A 24287-nucleotide genomic window follows, 5' to 3' on the forward strand; every position below is an offset into this window, starting at 1 on the left:
CGCATACAGCGCTCGTTGATCGCGTTATAATAGCGTTTTTGGCCGTACAGACGAAAGCTTGAGCAAGCTGGTTTCGATAATGATGCTGGCTCGGCAGGCTTTGCGTCAGGTCCACGGATATCTGCGATCTCCTGTCTATCGGCTGCGCGCCTTCGGCACCCGAGACAGAGACGATCCCTACACGACTCTCACTATGAGGTTCAGCGACGTTCCATGAGTGTTGAAAACAGTAGCGCACCGAACTTTCTCTACAATCAGATCCGAGAAGAACTCGAACAGGCCGGCGGTGGAACGATCGTGACGCGCTTTCCGCCGGAGCCAAACGGATTTCTGCACATTGGTCATGCCAAGTCGATCTGGGTCAACTTTGGCCTTGCCGAACACTTCGGCGGCAAATGCAACTTGCGCTTCGATGACACCAATCCCGAGAAGGAAGATCAGCGCTTCATCGACGCCATCAAGGAAGACATCACGTGGCTGGGCTACCAGTGGAACGGTGAAGAACGCTACGCGTCGAGCTACTTCGAACAGCTGTACGCGTGGGCACAGTATCTGGTGCGTGAAGGCAAGGCCTACGTCGACGACCTTGATGCCGAAACCATGCGTGAGTACCGTGGCACGCTGACTGAGCCGGGCCGCAATAGCCCGTACCGCGATCGCAGCGTTGAAGAAAACCTCGACCTGCTCGAACGCATGCGCGTCGGTGAATTCCCGGAAGGGGCCAAAGTGCTGCGTGCCAAGATCAACATGGCATCGCCGAACATCAACCTGCGCGACCCGGTGCTGTACCGTATCCGCCATGCCGACCACCATCAGGCCGGCGACGCGTGGAAGATCTACCCAGCCTATGACTTCGCGCATGGTCAGTCCGACGCCATCGAAGGCATCACGCATTCCATCTGTACGCTGGAGTTCGAAGACCACCGTCCGCTGTACAACTGGTTCCTCGACAACCTGCCGGTTCCGGCGCGTCCGCGTCAGATCGAATTCGCACGCATGAACATCAACTACACCGTCACGTCCAAGCGCAAGCTGAAGCTGCTGGTCGATAGCGGTGTGGTCAACGGCTGGGACGATCCGCGCATGCCGACCGTTGCCGGTCTTCGTCGCCGCGGCTATACGCCCGCATCGCTGCGTAAGCTGTGTGAGATGACGGGTGTCGCGCGCTCCAGTGGCGTCGTCGATATTCACATGATGTACCACGCCATCCGTTCCGATCTGGAAGAGAACGCGCTGCGCGCTATGTGTGTCATGAAACCCCTTAAAGTGGTGCTGACCAACCTGCCAGAAGGGCATGAAGAGATCATCGAAGTGTCGTCTCACCCCGCCCGTGACGACATGGGAACGCGTAAGCTGCCACTGACGCGTGAAATTTGGATCGATCAGGACGACTTCATGATCGACCCGCCGAAGAAATTCTTCCGTCTGGCGCCGGAAAAAGAAGTACGTCTGCGCAACGCGTACGTTATCCGTTGCGACGAGGTCATTACTGACGATGCTGGTAATCCTGTCGAACTGCGCTGCAGCGTTGATCTAGATACGCTGGGCAAAATGCCGGAAGGTCGCAAGGTCAAGGGTGTCATTCACTGGGTTAGCGCCGATCACGGTGTGCCTGTCGAAGTGCGCAACTACGACAACTTGTTCCTGGATGAAGCACCTGATCGCGATAAAGAGAAGGATTTCCTCGAACATCTCAACCCGGAATCTCTTGAAGTGGTTCAGGGGGTCGGTGAACCGTCGCTGGCGGATGCCGCTCCAGAAACGCGCTTCCAGTTCGAGCGTATCGGCTATTTCTGTGCTGATCGCTGGGATCACGGCAAGGATGGCAAACTGGTGTTCAACCGTACGGTCAGCCTGAAGGATGGTTGGGCCAAGGCGCAGAAGAAAGGGTGATTCGAACATGGCCGAGATGAAGATCTACAACACACTGACGCGCGAGAAGGCTGTCTTCACGCCGCTCGAAGGCAACAAGGTGCGCATGTACGTCTGCGGGATGACCGTCTACGACTACTGTCATCTCGGTCATGGGCGCGTGCTGGTGGCGTTCGACGTCATCACTCGCTATCTGCGTGCCCGTGGCTATGAGGTCACTTACGTGCGCAACATCACGGACATCGATGACAAGATCATCCGCCGTGCTGCAGAAAATGGCGAGCCGATCGAAGCGCTGACCGATCGCATGATCGACGCGATGCATGAAGACGAGGCGCGTCTCAACGTGCTGCGTCCGGACGTCGAACCGCGTGCAACCGGCCATATTGCTGACATCATCGCCATGGTCGAGACGCTGGTCGAGAAGGGCTATGCCTATCCGGCGGATAACGGTGATGTCTACTACCGTGTGCGTCGCTTTGCGGAATACGGCAAGCTCAGCAACCGCAACCCCGATGATATGCGTTCTGGTGCACGCATCGAGGTCGAGGAAGCGAAGGAAGATCCGCTTGACTTCGTGCTGTGGAAGGCCGCCAAACCCGGTGAGGCCAGCTGGCCATCGCCGTGGGGCGAAGGGCGTCCCGGCTGGCATATTGAGTGCTCGGCGATGTCGACCTGCTGCCTCGGCAAGTCGTTTGACATTCACGGTGGCGGCCCTGACCTAGTGTTCCCGCATCATGAGAACGAGATCGCGCAGAGTGAAGCCGCTACGGGCCAGCACTACGCCAACGTTTGGATGCATGCTGGCGCACTGCGGGTCAACAACGAGAAGATGTCCAAATCGCTGGGCAACTTCTTTACGCTGCGAGAAGTGTTCGAACAGTACGACGCCGAGACCGTGCGTTACCTGATGGTGTCCAGCCATTATCGTAGCCCGATCAACTACGCGCCGGACTCGCTGGATGACGCTCACCGCTCGCTGGTGCGCTTCTATACGGCGCTTGAGGGCGTTACTCCTGAGCAGGGGCCAGTGGAGGCGCAGTACGCCGAACGTTTCCATGCGGCGATGGATGATGACTTCAATACCCCTGAAGCGCTGGCCACCATGTTCGATCTGGTGCGCGTGCTGAATGCGGCAAAACGCGAGGGGGCGCCCGAAGCTCCGGCGTTAGCCTTCGAGCTGAAACGCCTTGGTGGCATTCTGGGCCTGCTGGACAGCAATCCAGCAGAATTCCTTCAGGGTGGTCAGCCATTGGCGCTATCGGCCGACGAGATTGAGGCGTACATTGAACGGCGCAACCAGGCGCGTAAGGATAAGGATTTCGCTGAGTCGGACCGCATTCGTGACCTGCTGGCCGACAAGGGCATCACCCTTAAGGACTCGCGCGAAGGTACGACGTGGGTACGTGCTTGACGGTTTCTGCATAGACACTCGTTTGTTGTGCCAATTGGCATGAATCGACGCCCCGGCATCTTTCCGATGTTGGGGCGTTTTTATTTTCGTGTCAGCGTTGAGAGCGATAGGCGTTGGGAATGTTGTGACGGCGACGGCAAGAGTGCGTGCGCATTGTCGTCGACACTGGCGTGTGCCAGCATGCGATGGATTTGGCAGGAAGCCTTATCTGTTCTTTGACAAGAATAAAAACAAGAAAGGAAATGCATGACTATGTCTGGAAAGACACTGACCCCGGAAGAACGAAATACGTTGATCGCACAGCTTTCAGGTACCACCGATGATCAGGACTGGTGGCGCAATGCGGTCATTTATCAGATTTTTCCTCGTTCCTTCGCCGATGGAAATGGTGATGGCAATGGGGACTTCAAGGGCATCAGCGCACACCTAGCGCACCTGGCGGGGCTCGGCGTAGATGCGCTTTGGGTATCGCCGTTCTATACCTCTCCTCAGGCTGACGGTGGTTACGACGTCGCCGACTATCGCAATGTCGATGCCATGTACGGCGCGCTGCACGACTTTGATGACATGCTGGTAAAAGCACACCACTTGGGCCTCAAAGTCATTATTGATATTGTCGCCAACCATACTTCCGATCAACATCCGTGGTTTCAGGAAGCGCTGGCAGCGGCTCCAGGAAGTGCTGCACGTGATCGCTATCTGTTCCGCGACGGTCGCGGTGGGAACGGCGAACTTCCACCTAACAACTGGCCAAGCGACTTCGAAGGTCCTGCGTGGACTCGTGTAGCTGATGGACAGTGGTATCTACACCTCTTCTCCGAACATCAGCCTGACCTGAACTGGGACAATGCGGATGTTCTCCGTGAATTTGAAAGCATTCTGCGCTTTTGGCTGGATCGCGGGGTGGACGGCATTCGTGTCGATGCCGCTCAGTGCCTGATCAAGGAAGAAGGGCTGCCAGACTTGACCGAGTCTACGCGAGATACGGTCGACGATCCGCGCTTCGATTGCGACCGTGTGCATGAGATCTATCGTGCTTGGCGCAGCGTGGTCAATGAGTACGATAACCGTGTCATGATCGGCGAAACCCCGTGGATCAAAGACTTTTCCCGTTCCGCGCGCTATATGCGAGCCGACGAGCTGCATACGTTGTTCAATTTCAATTACCAGTTCATGAGCTGGTCAGCGAAATCGGCTAGGCAGGTAGTGCAGGCCTCTCTTGAGCAGTACGTGGGCGCAGGCTCTGTCTCGACCTGGGTCATGGCCAGTCATGATCGCCCATATCCCGTGTCCAAGCTGGGGCTGACCGATCTGGCGACCACGCTGGTGGGCATCGGGCCGCATAACGAGCAGCCTAATCTTGAGCTAGGGCTGCGGCGTGCACGAGCAATCGTCATGCTGACGCTCGGACTGCCTGGCAGCGCGTGTCTGTATCAAGGGGAGGAGCTGGGACTGTTCGATAACACTCAGCTGGAAGCGAAGTATCGTCAGGATCCACGCTTCTTCACTTCCCCCGATCCGAAATACATCGTCGGCCGCGATGGCTTCCGCACGCCACTGCCGTGGAACTCCAGCCAAACCACCTTTGGTTTCAGCACCGAAGGAAAAAGCTGGTTGCCGCAACCGGACTCCTACCGTGATCTCTGCGTCGATGTGCAGCAGTTTGAAGAAGATTCGACGCTCAACTTGTATCGCATGTTGATTGCGCTACGCCGACGGTTTGCACTGGGCGACGGTGTACTGGAATACCTCGAAAGCGATCGCGATGACGTGCTGATGGTACGCAATGGCAAAGTTACCATCATGATCAATTTCGGCTACATGCCGATAGCCGTGCCGGAAGGCGACATGTTGCTGTGCAGTGATCCAACCGTCAGCGGTGATGACGCCGAGCTGCCGGGTAACGCGGCGATGTGGTACACCAGCGACTAGCATCGACGTATGTGTCATGCGGATTGAATGACGCCACCAAACAGATGCCCTGAAGGATGTTTTCTTTCAGGGCATCACTGTATGCGCGCGCAGCTTTGGCGGCTCTCATCTATGCTTAACCAACGTCGGCTTCAGCGCGTTGAGCATGGTTTATGAAAGGGGCTTTAGTGATTCCCGGGGACTCAACGTACGCCTATAGTGTCAAAAACAATATGTCTGATGCGACGTGAACCGCCACGGAAGCGGTCCATTCGTTGATATCAGCGGCAACGCCATGAAACTCCTACTAAAGACTACTGGTGCTTTGGGGCGTAACTTGGCGTTATAGATCACATGGTAGTGCTTGTAGCGAGTCACCATCGACACACGTTCGGCTGTCGCAGATCAAGGATAGAGCACCCTGTGCGCCGAGCGCTCTTCAGGAGAAGCATCATGCAATCGTCCGAAACGACACAGCCTGCTCGCCAGCGTCAGGAACCCAGCTGGTGGCGGCATGCCGTGATCTATCAGATCTATCCGCGCTCCTTTGCCGATTCCGATGGGGATGGCATTGGGGATCTGCAAGGCATCCGAGACAGAATGAGCTATCTGGCTCGATTGGGTGTGGATGCTATCTGGTTGTCTCCCTTCTATCGCTCCCCGCAGGCAGATGCCGGTTACGATGTCTCTGACTATCGCGATGTCGATCCACTTTTTGGCGATCTCGATGAGTTCGACAAAATGCTGTCACGCGCTCACGAATCCGGCCTAAAAGTGATTGTCGACTTAGTGCCCAACCATACGTCGGATGAGCACGTCTGGTTCAAGGAGGCGTTGGCCTCTCCTGTCGGCAGTCCGGCCCGCGATCGTTACATCTTCCGTAAGGGCAAAGGCGCCAACAATGAGCTGCCGCCCAACAATTGGCAGAGCATGTTCGGTGGTAGTGCTTGGACGCGTGTCGATGGTACGGATCAGTGGTATCTGCACATGTTTGATACCAAACAGCCGGATCTGAACTGGCACAATCCTGAAGTGCATGAAGAATTCATTCGCACACTGCGCTTCTGGCTGGATCGTGGTGTAGACGGTTTCCGCGTCGACGTCGCACACGGGCTGATCAAGAAAGAAGGTCTGCCCGATGCCGAAGAAGGACAAGTAACCAACGTTGATGGCGACCGCGGTCCGATGTGGGACCAAGATGGCGTACACGATATCTATCGCGAATGGCGCAAGGTGCTCGACGAGTATGACGGTGATCGCTCCATGGTGGCTGAAGCATGGGTATCGCCAGAGCGCATGGCGCGCTACATTCGTTCCGATGAAATGTGCCAAGCCTTCAATTTCCCCTACATGATGACGCCCTGGAATGCCGACGCTTACCGCCAAGTCATTCAGCGTTCGCTGGACGAGTTCGGCAAGGTCAATGCGCCGTCTACTTGGGTGCTGTCCAACCATGACGTTACCCGCCACGCCACGCGCTTCGGGATGCCTAATCCGGGAACCGTGCTGCGTGGGATCAGCCTGCACACCGAACAGCCTGACGAAGTACTGGGGCTGCGTCGCGCACGCGCCAGCATCTTCATGACACTGGGGCTACCGGGTAGTGCTTATATCTATCAGGGTGAAGAGCTGGGTCTCCCGGAAAACACTACAATGGACGATAGTTTCCGCCAAGACCCGACTTACTTCCGTACCAACGGCAAGGATGTTGGTCGTGATGGTTGCCGCGTACCGATTCCGTGGAAAGCCAAGGCGCCAGCTTATGGTTTTGGCCCTGATAACAGTGCTAATACATGGCTGCCACAGCCGGATAGCTTCGCGCGCTATGCGATTGACGTCGAAGAAAAGGATCCGTTGTCCACGCTGGCGCTGTATCGCCGCGTGTTGAAACTGCGCCAGTGGTACGACTTGGGTAACGGTGAAGTGGAGTGGCTGGACGCACCGCATAAGGACGTATTGATGTTCCGTAACCGCGATGTCATTGCCGTCATCAATATGGGCGATCAGACCGTGCCTCTGCCTGATTTGCCGATTTTGGCGCAGAGCCAGCCTGAAACGATGGATGGCCTGTTGCCGGGTAACTCAGCCGTCTGGATGTTTGCGCACAAACGCTGAGCTGACATGACTCTACTTGACGCCTAGCGTTCTGAGTACAATAACCGTCGATGGTACCAATGGGTATCGTCGGCGGTTTTTGTCACTCATCATACTGCTACATCAGTACCTTTAAGCACTGCCCAGCCTAATAGCAGTTCCTAGGAGGACGAGTTGGGATGGGGCTTTGTTGATGGGGAATTTGGTGCTCGGTGCAGTATCGGCGAAAGGACAGTCTTCCGGTAATGACGGTTCCATATGCCTATCCTCCATATAAAGTGAACCCAACCCAACCCAACCCAACCCAACCCAACTCAACTCAACTCAACTCAACTCAACTCAACTCAACTCAACTCAACTCAACTCAACTCAACTCAACTCAACTCAACTCAACTCAACTCAACTCAACTCAGCCCAACTCAGCCCAACTCAGCTGTGGCATTGCGATATTTTTGCCCGCCTAGCATTAGAACGCTTAACAAGGTGTTAGCTTGAGCCGAGTGACGGAAAGGCAAGGGGGCAAGTGCAGATTGATTCAAGCAGAAGGAGAAAACATTGGGTGGGTATACGGAATAGATAGAATGGCTATGGGGTGTAAGCCGACCAGACAAATAAAAAGGTCCCGCACAAGTGCAGGACCTTTTGGCGCAGCGCTGGATCAAGCACGTGTATTGATCTAGCCCAAGCGCTTGACCATTTCAGCCACCATACGTGCAGAGTGCTCGCCAGCTTGGATGATGAACTGATCAAATGACAGCTCGGAGTGTTGGCCTGCGATATCCGACAGCGCACGGATAATGACGAATGGGCAGCCGTAGAGGTGGCATGCTTGAGCGATCGCAGCCGCTTCCATTTCGACGGCGAGCATCGATGGGAAGTATTCGCGGACCTGCTGAACGCGCACTGGATCAGACATGAAGGAGTCGCCTGTGCAGATCAACCCTTCGTGCACGTTCAGCCCGCCCAGCGACTGAATGCTGTCGCGTGCAATAGAGGCTAGTGCAGGATTTGGCAGGTAAGCGGCAGGCATGCCGGGAACCTGCCCCATTTCGTAGCCAAACGCAGTGACATCAACATCGTGATGGCGCACTTCACTGGAAATGACGACATCACCAATCTGCATATGATCGCCGAACCCGCCAGCAGACCCCGTATTGATGATGCAGCGGGGTGCAAAGCGCTCGATCAGGATCGTCGTGCTGACCGTCACATTGACCTTGCCAATACCTGACTGCAGTACAACGACATCAATGCCGTGCAGGCGGCCGCTGTGAAAATGTGCACCGGCTACGTCGAGTTTGCTGGCATCTTCGAGCTGTTCGACAAGGCGAACCACTTCTTGCGGCATGGCACCGATGATAGCGACCGGTCCCTGTGGATTAAAGGTAGAGTTGAGAGTGCTCATGAAGCGAAAACCTGCTCCCATTCATCACGTTTGCTCAGCAGCTCGCGAGCCAGTGCTTTGGCGCCTTCAAGGCTATGGCTGGCAGCCCAACCACACTGAACTTCGTTACAGGCGGGCACTTCGGTTGCATCCAGAACGTCTTTCAGCGTCTGTTCGATCAGGTTGAGCACGTCCTGATAGTCTTCATGGTTGATCAGTGCTACATAGAAGCCGGTCTGGCATCCCATCGGGCTGATATCGACAATTTTGTCAGAATGGTTGCGGGACAGTTCGGCCATCAGGTGCTCAAGGGAATGCAACGCAGGCATTTCCATGTGCGCCTTGTTCGGCTGGGTGATACGCAGATCGTATTTGTAGATACGGTCGCCGTTGACGCCTTCTTTGATACCTGCAAGGCGGACATAGGGAGCTTTGACCTTGGTGTGATCCAGGTTGAAGCTTTCGACGTTCATGGCTTTTTTCTGTTCGCTCATGCCGAAGTCTCCTGTAGTGACTGCATATCAGAGAACGAGAAGAGGGCGCTTGCACCCCGCGATGGCAAGGTGGTGCTCTGATCTCTAAGGGTAGGGTGAAACGCTCCCTTCTTGAAATGGGCAAGTAGAGGGAACGTTTCAATAGACAAAACTATGATGATCAGCATACGCGGGTAGCGGCAGTGATCAAAGGAAACGCTTATGCCTTATCGTGATGACGGGCTGCTTCCAGCGTGTTTTCCATCAGCGTTGCGACCGTCATCGGACCTACGCCACCGGGTACCGGTGTGATGTAGCTGGCACGCTCTGCTGCCGTTGCGTATTCGACGTCACCGTAAAGCTTGCCGTCTTCGCCGCGGTTGATGCCTACATCGATCACTACGCAGCCTTTCTTAAGCCATTCGCCGCGCACCAGGCCTGGTTTGCCGACGCCCACGACAACGAGGTCGGCATTGGCTACCTGAGCCGGCAGATCTTTTGTGAAGCGGTGACAGATCGTAGTGGTTGCGCCTGCAAGCAGCAGTTCGAGTGCCATTGGACGGCCAACAATATTGGAGGCGCCCACGATAGTAGCGTTCATGCCTTTTGGGTTGATGTCATAGGCCTTGAGCAGCGTCATGATGCCTTTAGGAGTGCACGGGCGCAGCAGCGGGTTGCGCTGCGCCAGACGACCGATGTTGTAAGGGTGGAAGCCGTCTACATCTTTGTCAGGACGAATGCGTTCCAGTAGTGGCGTGCTGTCCAGCTTCTGAGGCAGCGGCAGCTGCAGCAGGATGCCATCGACGTCTGCATCGTCATTGAGGCGGTCGATCAGCTGTTCGAGTTCTTGCTGGGTGGTCGATTCTGGAAGGGTGTATTCGAGGGAGCGAATGCCTGTCGCTTCACAGGCGTTGTGCTTGTTGCGGACGTACACTTGAGACGCGGGATCGCCGCCTACAAGAATGACAGCCAGGCCCGGTGGCTTGAGTCCGGCACTGCAGCGTTCGGTTACAGCGGCGGCGACCTGTTCTCGTACGTATTGGGCGGTTGCCTTGCCATCAATGATCTTGGCTGTCATCGACACATCTCCCTAAATAACAATGAACTGTAGCGCAGACGGCGCCACGCCACAGCGAAATAGCGAACCCGCATCCTAACCTAGGGCAGGGAAGTACGCCATGTGATAATGGCCGCAGGCGATTCAACACATTGAATATGCAAACACTACTTGACCTCGCCAGAGAAATAGGTAAAATGCGCCTCACATCGACGGAGCAGGTGAGCCGAAGATGGTGTACGGGGTATAGCGCAGTCTGGTAGCGCGCCTGCTTTGGGAGCAGGATGTCGGGGGTTCGAATCCCTCTACCCCGACCACTCTACACAGCAATGTGTTGAGTCAGCGGTTTTTGATGCGCCTATAGCTCAACCGGATAGAGCAACGGCCTTCTAAGCCGTAGGTTGCAGGTTCGAGTCCTGCTGGGCGTGCCATGTGCAACGCTGGCCTATGGTGCAGTAGTTTTCAGGTTATGGTGGATGTAGCTCAGTGGTAGAGCCCCGGATTGTGGCTCCGGTGGTCGTGGGTTCGATCCCCATCATCCACCCCATCTCCTGAAAGGCATGATCGCAGATAGTTTAATTCGTTATGGTGGATGTAGCTCAGTGGTAGAGCCCCGGATTGTGGCTCCGGTGGTCGTGGGTTCGATCCCCATCATCCACCCCATAACGAACCTCGCACTCCCTTCCTTAGTAGTATCCCTTTCCGTTCTATATTAATCTCTCATTCGCTTTTGCTTGCCTCGTTTTGGCTGCCTGTATTCACTGCATTTTGCAATTCGGATATGGACGAAAGGCAAAACTGCGTCTGGTATGACTCTCGCGTACTCACTATGCTTCCTTGATGGCGTGTCTATTGAGCCCAGACAACGATTTCTATTCGCAATGAGGCGGATGAAGCGGGCATTCAAGGGAAAATACATGTTAATATTGTGGGCAGGAGGCGCGGAGAGCGCTGTATGCCAGTGGCGATCCTGTTGATGCAGGGCTGAAATTGTTCCCTATTTTTTCATAGCCCTTGAAAAGCAGTAGGGGTCGCCTCCATAAAGAGTTGAACTCGTGCTTGCCAGCACCGAGCCGGCTTTTTAGAATCTTTCGTCTTGGAGTCGCGCTGCTGTCTGGTAGCAGGTTCCGGATTACATTCAACGTGGTGTTGTTGATTGCAACACCGATAAGCGGGTAGAGGATCATCCATGCAAGTGTCTGTCGAAACGACGTCATCCATTGGGCGTCGCCTGACCATCCAGGTGCCTGCCGAGCAGGTGGACCAGGCTGTAGAAAACCGTCTGCGTGAAACGGCTCGCCGTGTCCGTCTTAACGGCTTCCGCCCGGGCAAAGTCCCGATGAGTGTCGTTCGCAGCCGTTTCGGTGCCGAAACTCGTGCTGAAGTTGTCGGTGATGTCATTCGCCAGAACTATATGCAGGCTGTTAGTCAGGAATCCCTGAACGCTGCTGGTTTCCCGGAAATTGACCTGAAAACCAACGAAGCTGGCAAAGATCTCGAATTCACGGCTGACCTCGAAATCATCCCTGAAATCGACGTCAAAGGCATTGAAGGCGTTTCAGTTGAACGTCCTTCCGCCGATATCACTGATGCCGACGTTGACGCTACCATCGAAAACCTGCGCAAGCAGGCGGCCGACTGGCAGGAGTCTGAAAAAACGGCAGAAAATGGTGATCAAATCACCATCGATTTCGAAGGCTTCCTTGGTGAAGAAGCATTTGAAGGCGGCAAAGCTGAAGGGCATGCCCTTGTGCTGGGTTCCGGTTCCTTCATCCCCGGTTTTGAAGACCAGCTGATCGGTGCTAAAGCGGGTGACGAGCCGACTGTTAAAGTGACTTTCCCGGAAGAATACCACGCTGACCAGCTGGCCGGTAAAGAAGCGACTTTCAAAACGCGCGTACACAAAGTGGAATCTCAGCAGCTGCCAGAAGTAGATGCTGAATTCATGAAGCGTTTTGGTGTCGAAGACGGTGATCAGGACGCATTCCGCACCCAGATCCGCGACAACATGGCTCGCGAACTGGAAAGCGCTGTCGAAAACGGTGTTAAACAGCAAGTTATCAGTGCGCTGAAAAAAGCCAACCCGATCGATGTACCGAAAGGTTTGGTACAGCAGGGTATCGACGACCTGAAACGTCAGGCCGCTGCTCAGTTCGGTCTGGGGGATGATTTCGACATCAACCAGCTGCCTAACGAACTGTTCGAAGAACAGGCGCGTGACCGTGCACAGGCAGGTCTGCTGCTGGGCGAATTCATCAAAGCGAATGACATCACCGCTTCCGATGAAGAAACGCGTGAATTTGCAGCTAAAGTTGCTCAGCAGTACGGCCAAGCAGAAGAGCTGGTTGAACAGTACATGCAGAACGAACAGATCAAGGGCAACCTGGAATCTATCGTTCGCGAAAACAAAGCGATTGAACAGCTGCTGGCTCAGGCTGACGTAAAAGACGTCAAACTGCCTTTCCAAGAGGCAATGACGGCAGCACAGTCCAACCCTGATGAAGAAGCTGAAGAAGAGAATGACGCTGACGCCTGATACATTACAGGTGCGATCCGTATGGATCCGTCACACGGTATCTGAAGACAGCGTCTTCGGATGCCGTGCATCTCGGTAAAAGCCTCGGGACCCGGTCTTTGGCCGGGTCTTGGTTTAAAGGTGGTGATCCTTTTCTTCGGAAAGGCCATCATCAGGATAGAAATGAGGCATGCTTGAGCATGAACTCAAGCGGTGACAAGGATAATCGTTATGCGCAACGAGTTTGATATCAGCAATGCTGGTGGTCTGGTGCCGATGGTCGTCGAGCAGAGTGCTCGCGGCGAACGTTCCTATGACATCTACTCGCGTCTGCTGAAGGAGCGCGTGATCTTCATGGTGGGGCAGGTCGAAGATTACATGGCCAACCTGATCGTGGCGCAGCTTCTGTTCCTCGAGTCGGAAAATCCCGACAAGGATATCCACCTTTACATCAATTCTCCGGGCGGCTCGGTAACGGCAGGCATGTCGATTTACGACACCATGCAGTTTATTAAGCCGGATGTCTCGACCGTATGTATCGGGCAGGCGGCCAGCATGGGGGCTTTGCTCCTGACGGGTGGTGCCAAGGGTAAACGTTTTTGCCTGCCGAACTCCCGCATGATGATTCATCAGCCGCTGGGTGGGTACCAAGGCCAGGCGACCGACATTGAGATTCACACGCGTGAAATTCTGACCATTCGTCAGAAACTCAACCGTATTCTTGCGGATCATACCGGTCAGGATCTTGAGACCATTGCTCGCGATACGGACCGTGATAACTTCATGGATGGTGAGCGCGCTGTAGAGTACGGTCTCATTGATGCGGTTCTGGAACGACGCCCTGAGCCGCCGAAGGCATAAGGCGGAGCGTACGCTGCTGCGCTAGGCTGTATGTCATGACCGGCGAGCGTGAATTTAGGTAATCTCTGGTGCTGTCAGCAGCGCCGTCCAGATAGAGGTGCACGAATGGCCGATGGAAAAGACAAGGACGAGAGCGGGAAACTGCTTTACTGCTCGTTCTGCGGCAAGAACCAGAATGAGGTTCGTAAGCTGATCGCAGGGCCGTCCGTTTACATCTGCGACGAATGTGTCGATCTGTGTAACGATATCATTCGTGAAGAACTGCTTGAAAACGAAGAAGGTGACCTTGACGATCGCCTTCCGACGCCACACGAAATCCGTGAAACCCTTGACGAATACGTCATCGGCCAAGAGCGTGCTAAGACGGTGCTGGCAGTAGCGGTATATAACCACTACAAGCGTCTGCGCGCGGGTGCTAGCCGCAAGGACAACGATGTCGAGCTGGGTAAAAGCAACATTCTGTTGATCGGTCCGACGGGTAGCGGTAAGACGCTGCTGGCTGAAACGCTTGCTCGTCTTCTAAATGTACCGTTCACCATTGCGGATGCCACGACGCTGACCGAAGCCGGCTATGTTGGTGAAGATGTCGAGAACATCATCCAGAAGCTGTTGCAGAAATGTGATTATGACGTCGAAAAGGCGCAGCGTGGTATCGTTTATATCGACGAGATCGACAAGATTTCTCGTAAGTCCGAAAATCCGTCGATCACGCGTGACGTGTCAGGCGAAGGTGTTCAGCAGGCGCTGTTGAAGCTGATAGAGGGTACGACGGCATCCGTTCCTCCTCAGGGCGGTCGTAAACACCCGCAGCAGGAGTTCCTGCAGGTCGATACGGGTAACATCCTGTTTATCGTCGGTGGTGCGTTTGCTGGTCTGGAGAAGGTTATTCGTGATCGTTCTGAAAAGGGTGGCATTGGTTTCAATGCGTCCGTCAAGAGTAAGGACGAAGCACGTGATGTCGGCGCGCTACTGCAGGATGTTCAAGCAGAAGATCTGATCAAATTCGGTTTGATTCCCGAATTTATTGGTCGCCTGCCGGTTGTTGCAACGCTCAATGAGCTGGATGAAGATGCGCTTGTTCGCATTCTGACTGAGCCGCGCAACTCTCTGGTTCGTCAGTACGCGCGTCTCTTCGAGATGGAAGGCGTTGAACTGGACTTCCGTGATGATGCGCTTCGTGCCGTTGCGCACAAAGCCATTGAGCGCAAGTCAGGGGCTCGTGGTCTGCGATCCATCATGGAGGCCGTACTTCTCGACACCATGTACGATATTCCCTCTCAGAGCGATATCAGCAAAGTCGTCGTGGATGCTAATGTCATCAAGGGCGAAAGTAAGCCGCTGCTGATTCATGATGCTGGCAAGTTGGCTGAAGAAGAAGACGAGAAGGAAGTTGTCAATCACGATTGATAGGTACTGCACTGCCTGCCAATGATTGATGCCGAGACCCCGCAGATGATTTTCACCTGCGGGGTTTTGTTTGCCTATCAGTACTCACGCAGTCATTTCTATCTAAAAAAGTGGGTTGCCGACCATGATGCCTGCTTCGGCGTTCTATGTGATGCGGGCTTTCGTAGTGCACTAATACAGTGGCGTCTTGCTTAGCCTACCTGGTATTTCGCGTACTAGCTTGGGTACCAGAAAGCCTGCAAGGTGAGTACGCAGTTCGTCCATCAGCTCAACGGCTTCGCTGTCTGGAACATCGAAGTGTGCTGCGCCCGCGACAGGATCCAGCACATGCAGGTAGTAGGGCATAATGCCTGCCGCAAATAGTCGCTCTGAGAGTGTCGCCAGCACAGCGACGCTATCGTTGATATTGCGCAGTAGTACGCTCTGATTGAGTGTCGTGACCCCAGCGCTGGAAAGTCGCTGCACGGCGCTGACAACGCCTTCGTCTATCTCTGCTGGATGGTTGATGTGCAGCACGACAACGCGCTGCAGTCGTGAGGAGGAAAGTTTCTGGCAGAGCGCTTCAGTCACGCGATCCGGAATAACGACCGGTAAGCGGGTATGAATGCGCAGTCGTACCACGTGCGGAATCTGCTCTATGTGGGTAATGAGCTCGGACAGCCGATCGTCTGTGCTCAATAAAGGGTCTCCACCGGATAGGATGACCTCAGTGATTTCTGGATGCTGATGGACATACTCAAGAGTGTCATACCATTCTGCACGTGAAGGCATATTTTCCTGATAAGGAAAGTGACGCCGGAAGCAGTAGCGACAGTTTACCGCACAGCCACCACTTGCGATCAGCAGTACGCGGTTGTGATATTTATGGATCAATCCTGGGCGAGGAGTATGTTCGGCTTCCTCCAGGGGGTCGCTGATAAAACCTTGAATGCTATCTGTTTCTCGCGCGATGGGCAGTACTTGTCTGAGCAGAGGGTCGTCAGGATTTCCTGCTTGAATGCGTCGCGCGTAGGCAAGAGGTACGCGTATTGGAAACAAGGCATGGCCCTCTTGGGCTTCCGTTTGCCAGACGCTATTATCGAGCCCTAGAAAGCTGCACAGTGCTTCAGGCGTTCGAATCGCATCCTTGAGCTGTGTCTGCCAGGAAACGGAAGGCTTGTTGATCTCTGTATCTGCGTCGATAATCTGCACAGCATGCCTGCTTCGGGTTATCATCTTGCGTTTGTACCGTAAGATCAGCCCACATGGGGTGGGTTGAAAAGTAAGCTGGATTCCGATCTGGCGCGATCCCGCGCGCCAGGTCTTCATTTGATAGTTGAGGGACTCATGGCGAATTATTCTACCAACGAATTCAAGGGCGGTCTCAAGGTAATGCTGGATGGTGATCCATGCAGCATCCTCGAAAATGAGTTCGTCAAACCGGGCAAAGGGCAAGCTTTCAACCGCGTCAAACTGCGCAACCTGATCACAGGGCGCGTCTGGGAACGTACGTTCAAGTCCGGTGAGTCCATTGAAGGTGCCGACGTCGTTGATCTCGACATGGAATACCTCTACACCGACGGCGAAATGTGGCACTTCATGAAAACGGACGGTTCTTTTGAACAGTTCGCTGCTGATGCCAAAGCCGTTGGTGACAATGTGAAATGGCTGAAAGAGCAAGTGTCCTACATCGTGACGCTCTGGAACGATAACCCCATTTCCATCTCTTCGCCGAACTTTATTGAGCTCGAAGTTATTGAAACTGACCCGGGTCTGAAAGGTGATACCGCGCAGGGTGGTTCCAAACCTGCAACCCTGTCTACTGGCGCTGTTGTTCGCGTACCGCTGTTTATCAACCAGGGTGAAGTGTTGAAAATCGATACCCGTACGGGCGACTACGTCAGCCGTGCCTAATGGTTTAGAGGGTATTCATCGGCGGTGATGCCGACAGCTGTCCAGAAAGTCATCATGGCATTCGCGCTTTGTCGAATGATGTGATGGCTTTTTTTTATGTTGAAAGCCGCTTTGAATGTCAATTGCGTGGCTGTTTTGTTACGGACTTAAGCACGAAGGAGATGTGCCTATGTGTGGGAGTGAGAGATAGAAATCAGTCAAGTCATAAGGACATGTTCAACGAACTATGGTTATATAATAATGGAGAGATTATAATCATGCTTCATTATTTATAAAATAAATTGCACTCTATATTGGAAGTATTTTTTTTCTGGCTTCTGGCTTCTGGCTTTGTATAAATTTTCTATTGAGGCTGTGTGTTAATTAAGTCGTTATTTGTTTTAATAATTTGAAATCATGGAGTGGTGGTCCTGCTAGAGTATGCTTGATAATATTGTGGGCCAATTTTATTGGCATGTAAGAGTATGGATTGTAATTAATAAAATATAAAAGTCATTCTGGTAAGAGTATTAATCTCTTGCGTCGGGCACTTGAGGTGATCACATACTGCAGAAGCAGAAGCAGAAGCAGAAGCAGAAGCAGAAGCAGAAGCAGAAGCAGAAGCAGAAGCAGAAGCAGAAGCAGAAGCAGAAGCAGAAGCAGAAGCAGAAGCAGAAGCAGAAGCAGAAGCAGAAGCAGAAGCAGAAGCAGAAGCAGAAGCAGAAGCAGAAGCAGAAGCAGAAGCAGAAGCAGAAGCAGAAGCAGAAGCAGAAGCAGAAGCAGAAGCAGAAGCAGAACCTCCTAGCAAGAAGTGGGCCGAGTGATTGAAATAAAGATCACAAAGCCCTTGCCAACCCCCGGTGATCTCTGTAAAGTACGCCCTCGCTGCCAGGGCAAACGCCGGGTGGCACGGAAGCTAACCTCTTGTAGGTCTTCGCTTTTTTTGAAGAGGTTTCAGTTGAGATAGCCGTATCGTCTCCTGAAATAATCGCCAAATCGGCGGTTGACAAAATCTTCAGGAAATGTAGAATGTGCTTCCACTTGCTGAGCAGCAAACGCCGCTCGCAAGACGCTCTTTAACAAGATGATCAGGCAATTTGTGTGGGTGCTTGAGGTTTTCGAAGTGAATCATCATTTCGAGCATCAAGTAACTCATCAATTCAATGAGTTGTTTCGATACTCGAGCCGGATTGGTCACCTAATGACCAATGAAAGATTTAAACTGAAGAGTTTGATCATGGCTCAGATTGAACGCTGGCGGCAGGCCTAACACATGCAAGTCGAGCGGCAGCACGGGAAGCTTGCTTCCTGGTGGCGAGCGGCGGACGGGTGAGTAATGCATGGGAATCTGCCCGATAGTGGGGGATAACGTGTGGAAACGCACGCTAATACCGCATACGTCCTACGGGAGAAAGGAGGGGATCTTCGGACCTTTCGCTATCGGATGAGCCCATGTTGGATTAGCTAGTTGGTGAGGTAATGGCTCACCAAGGCAACGATCCATAGCTGGTCTGAGAGGATGATCAGCCACACTGGGACTGAGACACGGCCCAGACTCCTACGGGAGGCAGCAGTGGGGAATATTGGACAATGGGCGAAAGCCTGATCCAGCCATGCCGCGTGTGTGAAGAAGGCCTTAGGGTTGTAAAGCACTTTCAGTGGGGAAGAAAGCCTGAGACCTAATACGTTTCAGGAAGGACATCACCCACAGAAGAAGCACCGGCTAACTCCGTGCCAGCAGCCGCGGTAATACGGAGGGTGCGAGCGTTAATCGGAATTACTGGGCGTAAAGGGCGCGTAGGCGGTCTGTTAAGCCAGATGTGAAAGCCCCGGGCTTAACCTGGGAACAGCATTTGGAACTGGCAGACTTGAGTGCAGGAGAGGAAGGTAGAATTCCAGGTGTAGCGGTGAAATGCGTAGAGATCTGGAGGAATACCAGTGGCGAAGGCGGCCTTCTGGACTGACACTGACGCTGAGGCGCGAAAGCGTGGGTAGCAAACAGGATTAGATACCCTGGTAGTCCACGCCGTAAACGATGTCAACTAGCCGTTGGATCCCTTGAGGATTTAGTGGCGCAGCTAACGCACTAAGTTGACCGCCTGGGGAGTACGGTCGCAAGACTAAAACTCAAATGAATTGACGGGGGCCCGCACAAGCGGTGGAGCATGTGGTTTAATTCGATGCAACGCGAAGAACCTTACCTACTCTTGACATCCAGAGAACTTTCCAGAGATGGATGGGTGCCTTCGGGAACTCTGAGACAGGTGCTGCATGGCTGTCGTCAGCTCGTGTTGTGAAATGTTGGGTTAAGTCCCGTAACGAGCGCAACCCCTATCCTTATTTGCCAGCGATTCGGTCGGGAACTCTAAGGAGACTGCCGGTGACAAACCGGAGGAAGGTGGGGACGACGTCAAGTCATCATGGCCCTTACGAGTAGGGCTACACACGTGCTACAATGGCGAGTACAGAGGGTTGCGAAGCGGCGACGTGAAGCTAATCCCAGAAAGCTCGCCTCAGTCCGGATCGGAGTCTGCAACTCGACTCCGTGAAGTCGGAATCGCTAGTAATCGCGAATCAGAATGTCGCGGTGAATACGTTCCCGGGCCTTGTACACACCGCCCGTCACACCATGGGAGTGGATTGCACCAGAAGTGGCTAGTTTAACCTTCGGGAAAACGGTTACCACGGTGTGGTTCATGACTGGGGTGAAGTCGTAACAAGGTAGCCGTAGGGGAACCTGCGGCTGGATCACCTCCTTAAACGTAAAATGATCACCTCGTGATCTTAAGTACCCACAACAAATTGCCTGATCTTGATAGAGCGAAGTACTGCAGGGGATATTCCCTGGCCGTGCGCAAGCAGTTGCCGGGTCTGTAGCTCAGTTGGTTAGAGCGCACCCCTGATAAGGGTGAGGTCGGCAGTTCGAGTCTGCCCAGACCCACCATTATTATATGGGGCCATAGCTCAGCTGGGAGAGCGCCTGCCTTGCACGCAGGAGGTCAGGAGTTCGATCCTCCTTGGCTCCACCATCTGACTGTCTTGATGGCCGGTTACCCAGTACTTAGTTTAGTGATCTAGCTTCTAGTCACGAACCAATCTTCATTGCCTGATGATTGATTATTAGAGAGTGTAATAATCAATACCACATCATGTGATGCATGTTGTTTCCTGACTGTAAGCTTCTTGCTCGCAGTATTGCTCTTTAACAATGTAAATCATGCTGATGCCAAGTCCAATGGAACGCCGTCAGATTTTACTTCCTCGGAAGTAGCATCCGATAGGCCGTGACATTGGCAAATGAGATACGTCTCAAGCGTATCCGGCGAAAATTGTTTTCGTTTGAATCGTGATCTATGACTCTTTCGGGTTATATGGTCAAGCGATTAAGCGCACACGGTGGATGCCTAGGCAGCCAGAGGCGATGAAAGACGTGATAGCCTGCGATAAGCATCGGGGAGGTGGCAAATGACCTTTGATCCGGTGATCTCTGAATGGGGAAACCCACCCGTCATAAGACGGGTATCCTTACCTGAATACATAGGGTATGGAGGCAAACCGGGAGAACTGAAACATCTAAGTACCCCGAGGAAAAGAAATCAACCGAGATTCCCCCAGTAGCGGCGAGCGACCGGGGACTAGCCCTTAAGTCTTAGTTGTATTAGCGGAAGTGTTTGGAAATGCACGCCATAGTGGGTGATAGCCCCGTACGCGAAAATGCAATTAAGGTGAAATCGAGTAGGTCGGAGCACGTGAAACTTTGACTGAACATGGGGGGACCATCCTCCAAGGCTAAATACTCCTGGCTGACCGATAGTGAACCAGTACCGTGAGGGAAAGGCGAAAAGAACCCCAGTGAGGGGAGTGAAATAGATCCTGAAACCGTGTGCGTACAAGCAGTGGGAGCAGACTTGTTCTGTGACTGCGTACCTTTTGTATAATGGGTCAGCGACTTATTCTCAGTAGCGAGCTTAACCGTATAGGGGAGGCGTAGGGAAACCGAGTCTTAAATGGGCGACATAGTTGCTGGGAATAGACCCGAAACCGGGCGATCTATCCATGAGCAGGTTGAAGGTTGAGTAACATCAACTGGAGGACCGAACCGGGATCTGTTGAAAAAGATTCGGATGACTTGTGGATCGGAGTGAAAGGCTAATCAAGCTCGGAGATAGCTGGTTCTCCTCGAAAGCTATTTAGGTAGCGCCTCATGTATCACCGCCGGGGGTAGAGCACTGTTTCGGCTAGGGGGTCATCCCGACTTACCAACCCGAGGCAAACTCCGAATACCGGTGAGTGCAGCATGGGAGACACACGGCGGGTGCTAACGTCCGTCGTGAAAAGGGAAACAACCCAGACCGTCAGCTAAGGTCCCAAAATCTTGGTTAAGTGGGAAACGATGTGGGAAGGCTCAGACAGCTAGGAGGTTGGCTTAGAAGCAGCCACCCTTTAAAGAAAGCGTAATAGCTCACTAGTCGAGTCGGCCTGCGCGGAAGATGTAACGGGGCTCAAACCAAGTACCGAAGCTACGGGTTCAACACTTAAGTGTTGAGCGGTAGAGGAGCGTTGTGTAAGCCTGCGAAGGTGTGCTGTAAGGCATGCTGGAGGTATCACAAGTGCGAATGCTGACATGAGTAACGATAAAGGGAGTGAAAACCTCCCTCGCCGGAAGACCAAGGTTTTCTGTTCGACGTTAATCGGAGCAGAGTGAGTCGGCCCCTAAGGCGAGGCCGAAAGGCGTAGTCGATGGGAAACAGGTTAATATTCCTGTACCAGACAGTACTGCGATGGGGTGACGGAGAAGGCTAGGTGAGCCAGGCGACGGTTGTCCTGGTGAAAGTATGTAGGCTGAGCAAGTAGGCAAATCCGCTTGCTTAAAGTCGAGATACGAGACGAACTGATTCCTCGGACTCAGGAAGTCATTGATGCCACGCTTCCAGGAAAAACCTCTAAGCTTCAGGTACTGTGTGACCGTACCCCAAACCGACACAGGTGGTCAGGTAGAGAATACCAAGGCGCTTGAGAGAACTCGGGTGAAGGAACTAGGCAAAATGGCACCGTAACTTCGGGAGAAGGTGCGCCGGCGTAAGGTGAAGAGACTCGCTCTCAGAGCCCCAACCGGTCGAAGATACCAGGTGGCTGCAACTGTTTATTAAAAACACAGCACTCTGCTAACGCGTGAGCGGACGTATAGGGTGTGACGCCTGCCCGGTGCCGGAAGGTTAATTGATGGTGTTAGGACTCGTCCGAAGCTCCTGATCGAAGCCCCGGTAAACGGCGGCCGTAACTATAACGGTCCTAAGGTAGCGAAATTCCTTGTCGGGTAAGTTCCGACCTGCACGAATGGCGTAATGATGGCCACACTGTCTCCACCCGAGACTCAGTGAAATTGAAATCGCTGTGAAGATGCAGTGTTCCCGCGGCTAGACGGAAAGACCCCGTGAACCTTTACTATAGCTTCACACTGGATGCTGATGTTGTCTGTGTAGGATAGCTGGGAGGCTTTGAAACTGTGACGCCAGTTGCAGTGGAGCCAACCTTGAAATACCAGCCTGACATCATTGGCGTTCTAACTTGCTACCGTTATCCGGTAGAAGGACAGTGTGTGGTGGGTAGTTTGACTGGGGCGGTCTCCTCCCAAAGAGTAACGGAGGAGCACGAAGGTACCCTCAGTACGGTTGGAAACCGTGCAGTGAGTGCAAGAGCATAAGGGTGCTTGACTGCGAGACAGACACGTCGAGCAGGTACGAAAGTAGGTTCTAGTGATCCGGTGGTTCTGTATGGAAGGGCCATCGCTCAACGGATAAAAGGTACTCCGGGGATAACAGGCTGATACCGCCCAAGAGTTCACATCGACGGCGGTGTTTGGCACCTCGATGTCGGCTCATCACATCCTGGGGCTGAAGTCGGTCCCAAGGGTATGGCTGTTCGCCATTTAAAGTGGTACGCGAGCTGGGTTTAGAACGTCGTGAGACAGTTCGGTCCCTATCTGCCGTGGGCGTTGGAAGTTTGAGAAGAGCTGCTCCTAGTACGAGAGGACCGGAGTGGACGAACCTCTGGTGTTCCGGTTGTCACGCCAGTGGCATTGCCGGGTAGCTATGTTCGGACGGGATAACCGCTGAAAGCATCTAAGCGGGAAGCCCCCTTCAAGATGAGACTTCCCTGGGGCCTTGAGCCCCCTAAAGGACCCTCGAAGACTACGAGGTTGATAGGCACGGTGTGGAAGCGCAGTCAATGCGTTGAGCTAACGTGTACTAATGGTCCGTGAGGCTTGACCATATAACCCCAAAGGGTTATAGACACGATCCGAAAACAACGGATACGCTACGAGACGATCTCGGCCCAGCATGATTTACAGATTTAGGTTGCGGTGCCTTAGGCATCGAGACCGAACCGAATACGCTTGACGACCATAGCGAGCGGGTACCACCTGATCCCATGCCGAACTCAGAAGTGAAACCGCTCAGCGCCGATGGTAGTGTGGGGCTTCCCCATGTGAGAGTAGGTCATCGTCAAGCATCTCTACTGAATACCCCCGGCCAGCAATGGTCGGGGGTATTTGCTTTGGGAGCTAGGGGCCAAGGCAGCAGGCTAAGGTTGCAGACGAGTGATAACGGCCGTGCCCGCCCTCGTCGCCGTGGCTAAGAAGCGCAGATGAGTGACTAGAACCAAGAGAAGAAGAGCGGCAGCGTAACCCTAAGGCCCTGCCTCCAAAAACGGCAGACACCTCAGTAACGCACCGCTCCATCGTCTGCCGATCGCTCATCTGTCCCAAACAGCCAACAGCTACTAGATGCCGTCATGAAAATACCCCGATGATCCGCTACTCAGGCCATCATCGGGGTGTTTAGTTATCGCAAGACGAATGCTGCAGCTCTAGCCGTAGCAAGCGTACGCGGGTGTCCAGAAGTGTGCCTCAAGGCGTTCCTTCAAAGGCGTACTATCTCGGCCTTCGGTCACGCCTTCTTCAACGGCTTGCTGGGCGACGGCCTCTGCGATGCGCAGGCTTACCTCTTTTATATCCTTCAAAGCGCCTACGCTGCTGCTTTACGGTCCGTTTGTTGATGGATCCCGCTTGGCATAACGCCTCAACACGCCCTTGCTTTGTACTCTTATCTTTTCTCTTTATGGCGAGTGGCATCATGCAAAGCTTGCTGTGCTAGGGTAGGGCACCTTTATCGTCCCCTATACCTTAGCCATGCAGGTGTATCTGTAAAGTAAGTCCGCTGCTGCAATGAACCTGATCCATTAGAAGCTCGGGGGTCGGGCAAAAATACCTTGGGCTGTAATACTAAATCTATGGGGCTCACTCTCCCTTATTCTATTAGAAGAGAGCTTCAAAACCCTGACGTCTGTTTTTTAAAACAGACTATGGCACATTGCAGCAATGCGAAGGCGCAGTAAATATCGAGTTGGTGTTCGTACCGAACGGC

The 24287-nt window shown here is 53.6% G+C and carries 14 protein-coding genes, 6 tRNA genes and 3 rRNA genes; 17 read left to right on the forward strand and 6 right to left on the reverse strand.

The window, feature by feature from the left end:
- The first annotated feature begins 213 nt into the window (after positions 1-213).
- From ZBT109_RS05020 to ZBT109_RS05035, 4 genes are all read left to right on the forward strand, one after another.
- Positions 214-1893 carry a glutamine--tRNA ligase/YqeY domain fusion protein gene (locus tag ZBT109_RS05020; RefSeq protein ID WP_027706133.1) on the forward strand — a complete coding sequence of 560 codons (1680 nt, stop codon included), beginning with the start codon at positions 214-216 and terminating at the stop codon, positions 1891-1893.
- A 16-nt stretch (positions 1894-1909) separates the two neighbouring features.
- Positions 1910-3286: a cysteine--tRNA ligase gene (gene cysS, locus ZBT109_RS05025; RefSeq protein WP_027706134.1), complete on the forward strand. Its 1377-nt coding sequence runs from the start codon at positions 1910-1912 to the stop codon at positions 3284-3286.
- Positions 3287-3538: 252 nt separating this feature from the next.
- Entirely contained in the window at positions 3539-5218 is a 1680-nt protein-coding gene (locus ZBT109_RS05030) for a glycoside hydrolase family 13 protein (RefSeq protein WP_027706135.1), read from the forward strand.
- Positions 5219-5650: 432 nt separating this feature from the next.
- The gene (locus tag ZBT109_RS05035) at positions 5651-7312 is read left to right on the forward strand and encodes a glycoside hydrolase family 13 protein (protein ID WP_051524196.1); all 1662 of its coding nucleotides are present in this window, start codon (positions 5651-5653) and stop codon (positions 7310-7312) included.
- A gap of 655 nt (positions 7313-7967) precedes the next feature.
- Here the strand turns inward: ZBT109_RS05035 and mtnN are convergent.
- The 3 genes from mtnN to folD all read right to left on the reverse strand — a co-directional run bounded on the left by mtnN (position 7968) and on the right by folD (position 10226).
- Positions 7968-8696 (reverse strand): 5'-methylthioadenosine/S-adenosylhomocysteine nucleosidase, encoded by a 729-nt coding sequence (gene mtnN, locus ZBT109_RS05040; RefSeq protein WP_051524197.1) that lies wholly within the window; start codon positions 8694-8696, stop codon positions 7968-7970.
- Entirely contained in the window at positions 8693-9169 is a 477-nt protein-coding gene (locus ZBT109_RS05045; RefSeq protein WP_027706138.1) for an S-ribosylhomocysteine lyase, read from the reverse strand. Before ZBT109_RS05045 ends, mtnN begins: the two co-directional genes overlap by 4 nt.
- 199 nt (positions 9170-9368) lie before the next feature.
- Positions 9369-10226, reverse strand: coding sequence for a bifunctional methylenetetrahydrofolate dehydrogenase/methenyltetrahydrofolate cyclohydrolase FolD (gene folD, locus ZBT109_RS05050; RefSeq protein WP_027706139.1), 858 nt, complete (start codon positions 10224-10226; stop codon positions 9369-9371).
- A 219-nt stretch (positions 10227-10445) separates the two neighbouring features.
- Between folD and ZBT109_RS05055 the strand changes: the two genes are divergently transcribed.
- The 7 genes from ZBT109_RS05055 to clpX all read left to right on the forward strand — a co-directional run bounded on the left by ZBT109_RS05055 (position 10446) and on the right by clpX (position 14988).
- Positions 10446-10522: transfer RNA gene (locus ZBT109_RS05055), tRNA-Pro, on the forward strand.
- 37 nt (positions 10523-10559) lie between these two features.
- A tRNA-Arg gene (locus tag ZBT109_RS05060) sits at positions 10560-10636 on the forward strand.
- Between the two features lie 41 nt (positions 10637-10677).
- A tRNA-His gene (locus tag ZBT109_RS05065) sits at positions 10678-10752 on the forward strand.
- A 41-nt stretch (positions 10753-10793) separates the two neighbouring features.
- Positions 10794-10868 (forward strand) — tRNA-His (locus tag ZBT109_RS05070).
- A gap of 526 nt (positions 10869-11394) precedes the next feature.
- The gene (gene tig / locus ZBT109_RS05075) at positions 11395-12741 is read left to right on the forward strand and encodes a trigger factor (protein WP_027706140.1); all 1347 of its coding nucleotides are present in this window, start codon (positions 11395-11397) and stop codon (positions 12739-12741) included.
- Between the two features lie 210 nt (positions 12742-12951).
- Positions 12952-13581 (forward strand): ATP-dependent Clp endopeptidase proteolytic subunit ClpP, encoded by a 630-nt coding sequence (gene clpP / locus ZBT109_RS05080; protein WP_027706141.1) that lies wholly within the window; start codon positions 12952-12954, stop codon positions 13579-13581.
- 105 nt (positions 13582-13686) lie between these two features.
- Positions 13687-14988, forward strand: coding sequence for an ATP-dependent Clp protease ATP-binding subunit ClpX (clpX, locus tag ZBT109_RS05085; RefSeq protein WP_027706142.1), 1302 nt, complete (start codon positions 13687-13689; stop codon positions 14986-14988).
- Between the two features lie 171 nt (positions 14989-15159).
- On the opposite strand, the gene epmB is transcribed toward clpX, so the two are convergent.
- Positions 15160-16203, reverse strand: coding sequence for an EF-P beta-lysylation protein EpmB (epmB, locus tag ZBT109_RS05090; RefSeq protein ID WP_027706143.1), 1044 nt, complete (start codon positions 16201-16203; stop codon positions 15160-15162).
- 111 nt (positions 16204-16314) lie between these two features.
- Between epmB and efp the strand changes: the two genes are divergently transcribed.
- Positions 16315-16881, forward strand: a complete 567-nt coding sequence (efp, locus tag ZBT109_RS05095) for an elongation factor P (protein WP_027706144.1) — start codon at positions 16315-16317, stop codon at positions 16879-16881.
- A 475-nt stretch (positions 16882-17356) separates the two neighbouring features.
- Here efp and ZBT109_RS13775 read toward each other — a convergent pair whose 3' ends face one another.
- The gene (locus ZBT109_RS13775; RefSeq protein ID WP_170144690.1) at positions 17357-17668 is read right to left on the reverse strand and encodes a hypothetical protein; all 312 of its coding nucleotides are present in this window, start codon (positions 17666-17668) and stop codon (positions 17357-17359) included.
- 411 nt (positions 17669-18079) lie between these two features.
- Here ZBT109_RS13775 and ZBT109_RS05105 point away from each other — a divergent pair.
- From ZBT109_RS05105 to rrf, 5 genes are all read left to right on the forward strand, one after another.
- Positions 18080-19619: ribosomal RNA gene (locus tag ZBT109_RS05105) — 16S ribosomal RNA — on the forward strand.
- Positions 19620-19727: 108 nt separating this feature from the next.
- Positions 19728-19804: transfer RNA gene (locus ZBT109_RS05110), tRNA-Ile, on the forward strand.
- A 9-nt stretch (positions 19805-19813) separates the two neighbouring features.
- Positions 19814-19889, forward strand: a tRNA-Ala gene (locus tag ZBT109_RS05115).
- Positions 19890-20233: 344 nt separating this feature from the next.
- Positions 20234-23133 (forward strand): 23S ribosomal RNA (locus tag ZBT109_RS05120).
- A 123-nt stretch (positions 23134-23256) separates the two neighbouring features.
- Positions 23257-23372: ribosomal RNA gene (rrf, locus tag ZBT109_RS05125) — 5S ribosomal RNA — on the forward strand.
- The 16S, 23S and 5S rRNA genes sit together here with 2 tRNA genes alongside, the layout of an rRNA operon.
- 358 nt (positions 23373-23730) lie before the next feature.
- Here rrf and ZBT109_RS13780 read toward each other — a convergent pair.
- The gene (locus ZBT109_RS13780; RefSeq protein ID WP_156934024.1) at positions 23731-23883 is read right to left on the reverse strand and encodes a hypothetical protein; all 153 of its coding nucleotides are present in this window, start codon (positions 23881-23883) and stop codon (positions 23731-23733) included.
- Positions 23884-24287 lie beyond the last annotated feature (404 nt).

The sequence above is a fragment of the Zymobacter palmae genome, from assembly GCF_003610015.1.
GTDB classification, from domain to species: domain Bacteria; phylum Pseudomonadota; class Gammaproteobacteria; order Pseudomonadales; family Halomonadaceae; genus Zymobacter; species Zymobacter palmae.

Coding starts and splice junctions, on each gene's coding strand:
- ZBT109_RS05020 (WP_027706133.1), top strand. CDS start 214: ATGAGTGTTGAAAACAGTAGCGCACCGAACTTTCTCTACAATCAGATC.
- cysS (WP_027706134.1), top strand. CDS start 1,910: ATGAAGATCTACAACACACTGACGCGCGAGAAGGCTGTCTTCACGCCG.
- ZBT109_RS05030 (WP_027706135.1), top strand. CDS start 3,539: ATGTCTGGAAAGACACTGACCCCGGAAGAACGAAATACGTTGATCGCA.
- ZBT109_RS05035 (WP_051524196.1), top strand. CDS start 5,651: ATGCAATCGTCCGAAACGACACAGCCTGCTCGCCAGCGTCAGGAACCC.
- mtnN (WP_051524197.1), bottom strand. CDS start 8,696: ATGAGCACTCTCAACTCTACCTTTAATCCACAGGGACCGGTCGCTATC.
- ZBT109_RS05045 (WP_027706138.1), bottom strand. CDS start 9,169: ATGAGCGAACAGAAAAAAGCCATGAACGTCGAAAGCTTCAACCTGGAT.
- folD (WP_027706139.1), bottom strand. CDS start 10,226: ATGACAGCCAAGATCATTGATGGCAAGGCAACCGCCCAATACGTACGA.
- tig (WP_027706140.1), top strand. CDS start 11,395: ATGCAAGTGTCTGTCGAAACGACGTCATCCATTGGGCGTCGCCTGACC.
- clpP (WP_027706141.1), top strand. CDS start 12,952: ATGCGCAACGAGTTTGATATCAGCAATGCTGGTGGTCTGGTGCCGATG.
- clpX (WP_027706142.1), top strand. CDS start 13,687: ATGGCCGATGGAAAAGACAAGGACGAGAGCGGGAAACTGCTTTACTGC.
- epmB (WP_027706143.1), bottom strand. CDS start 16,203: ATGATAACCCGAAGCAGGCATGCTGTGCAGATTATCGACGCAGATACA.
- efp (WP_027706144.1), top strand. CDS start 16,315: ATGGCGAATTATTCTACCAACGAATTCAAGGGCGGTCTCAAGGTAATG.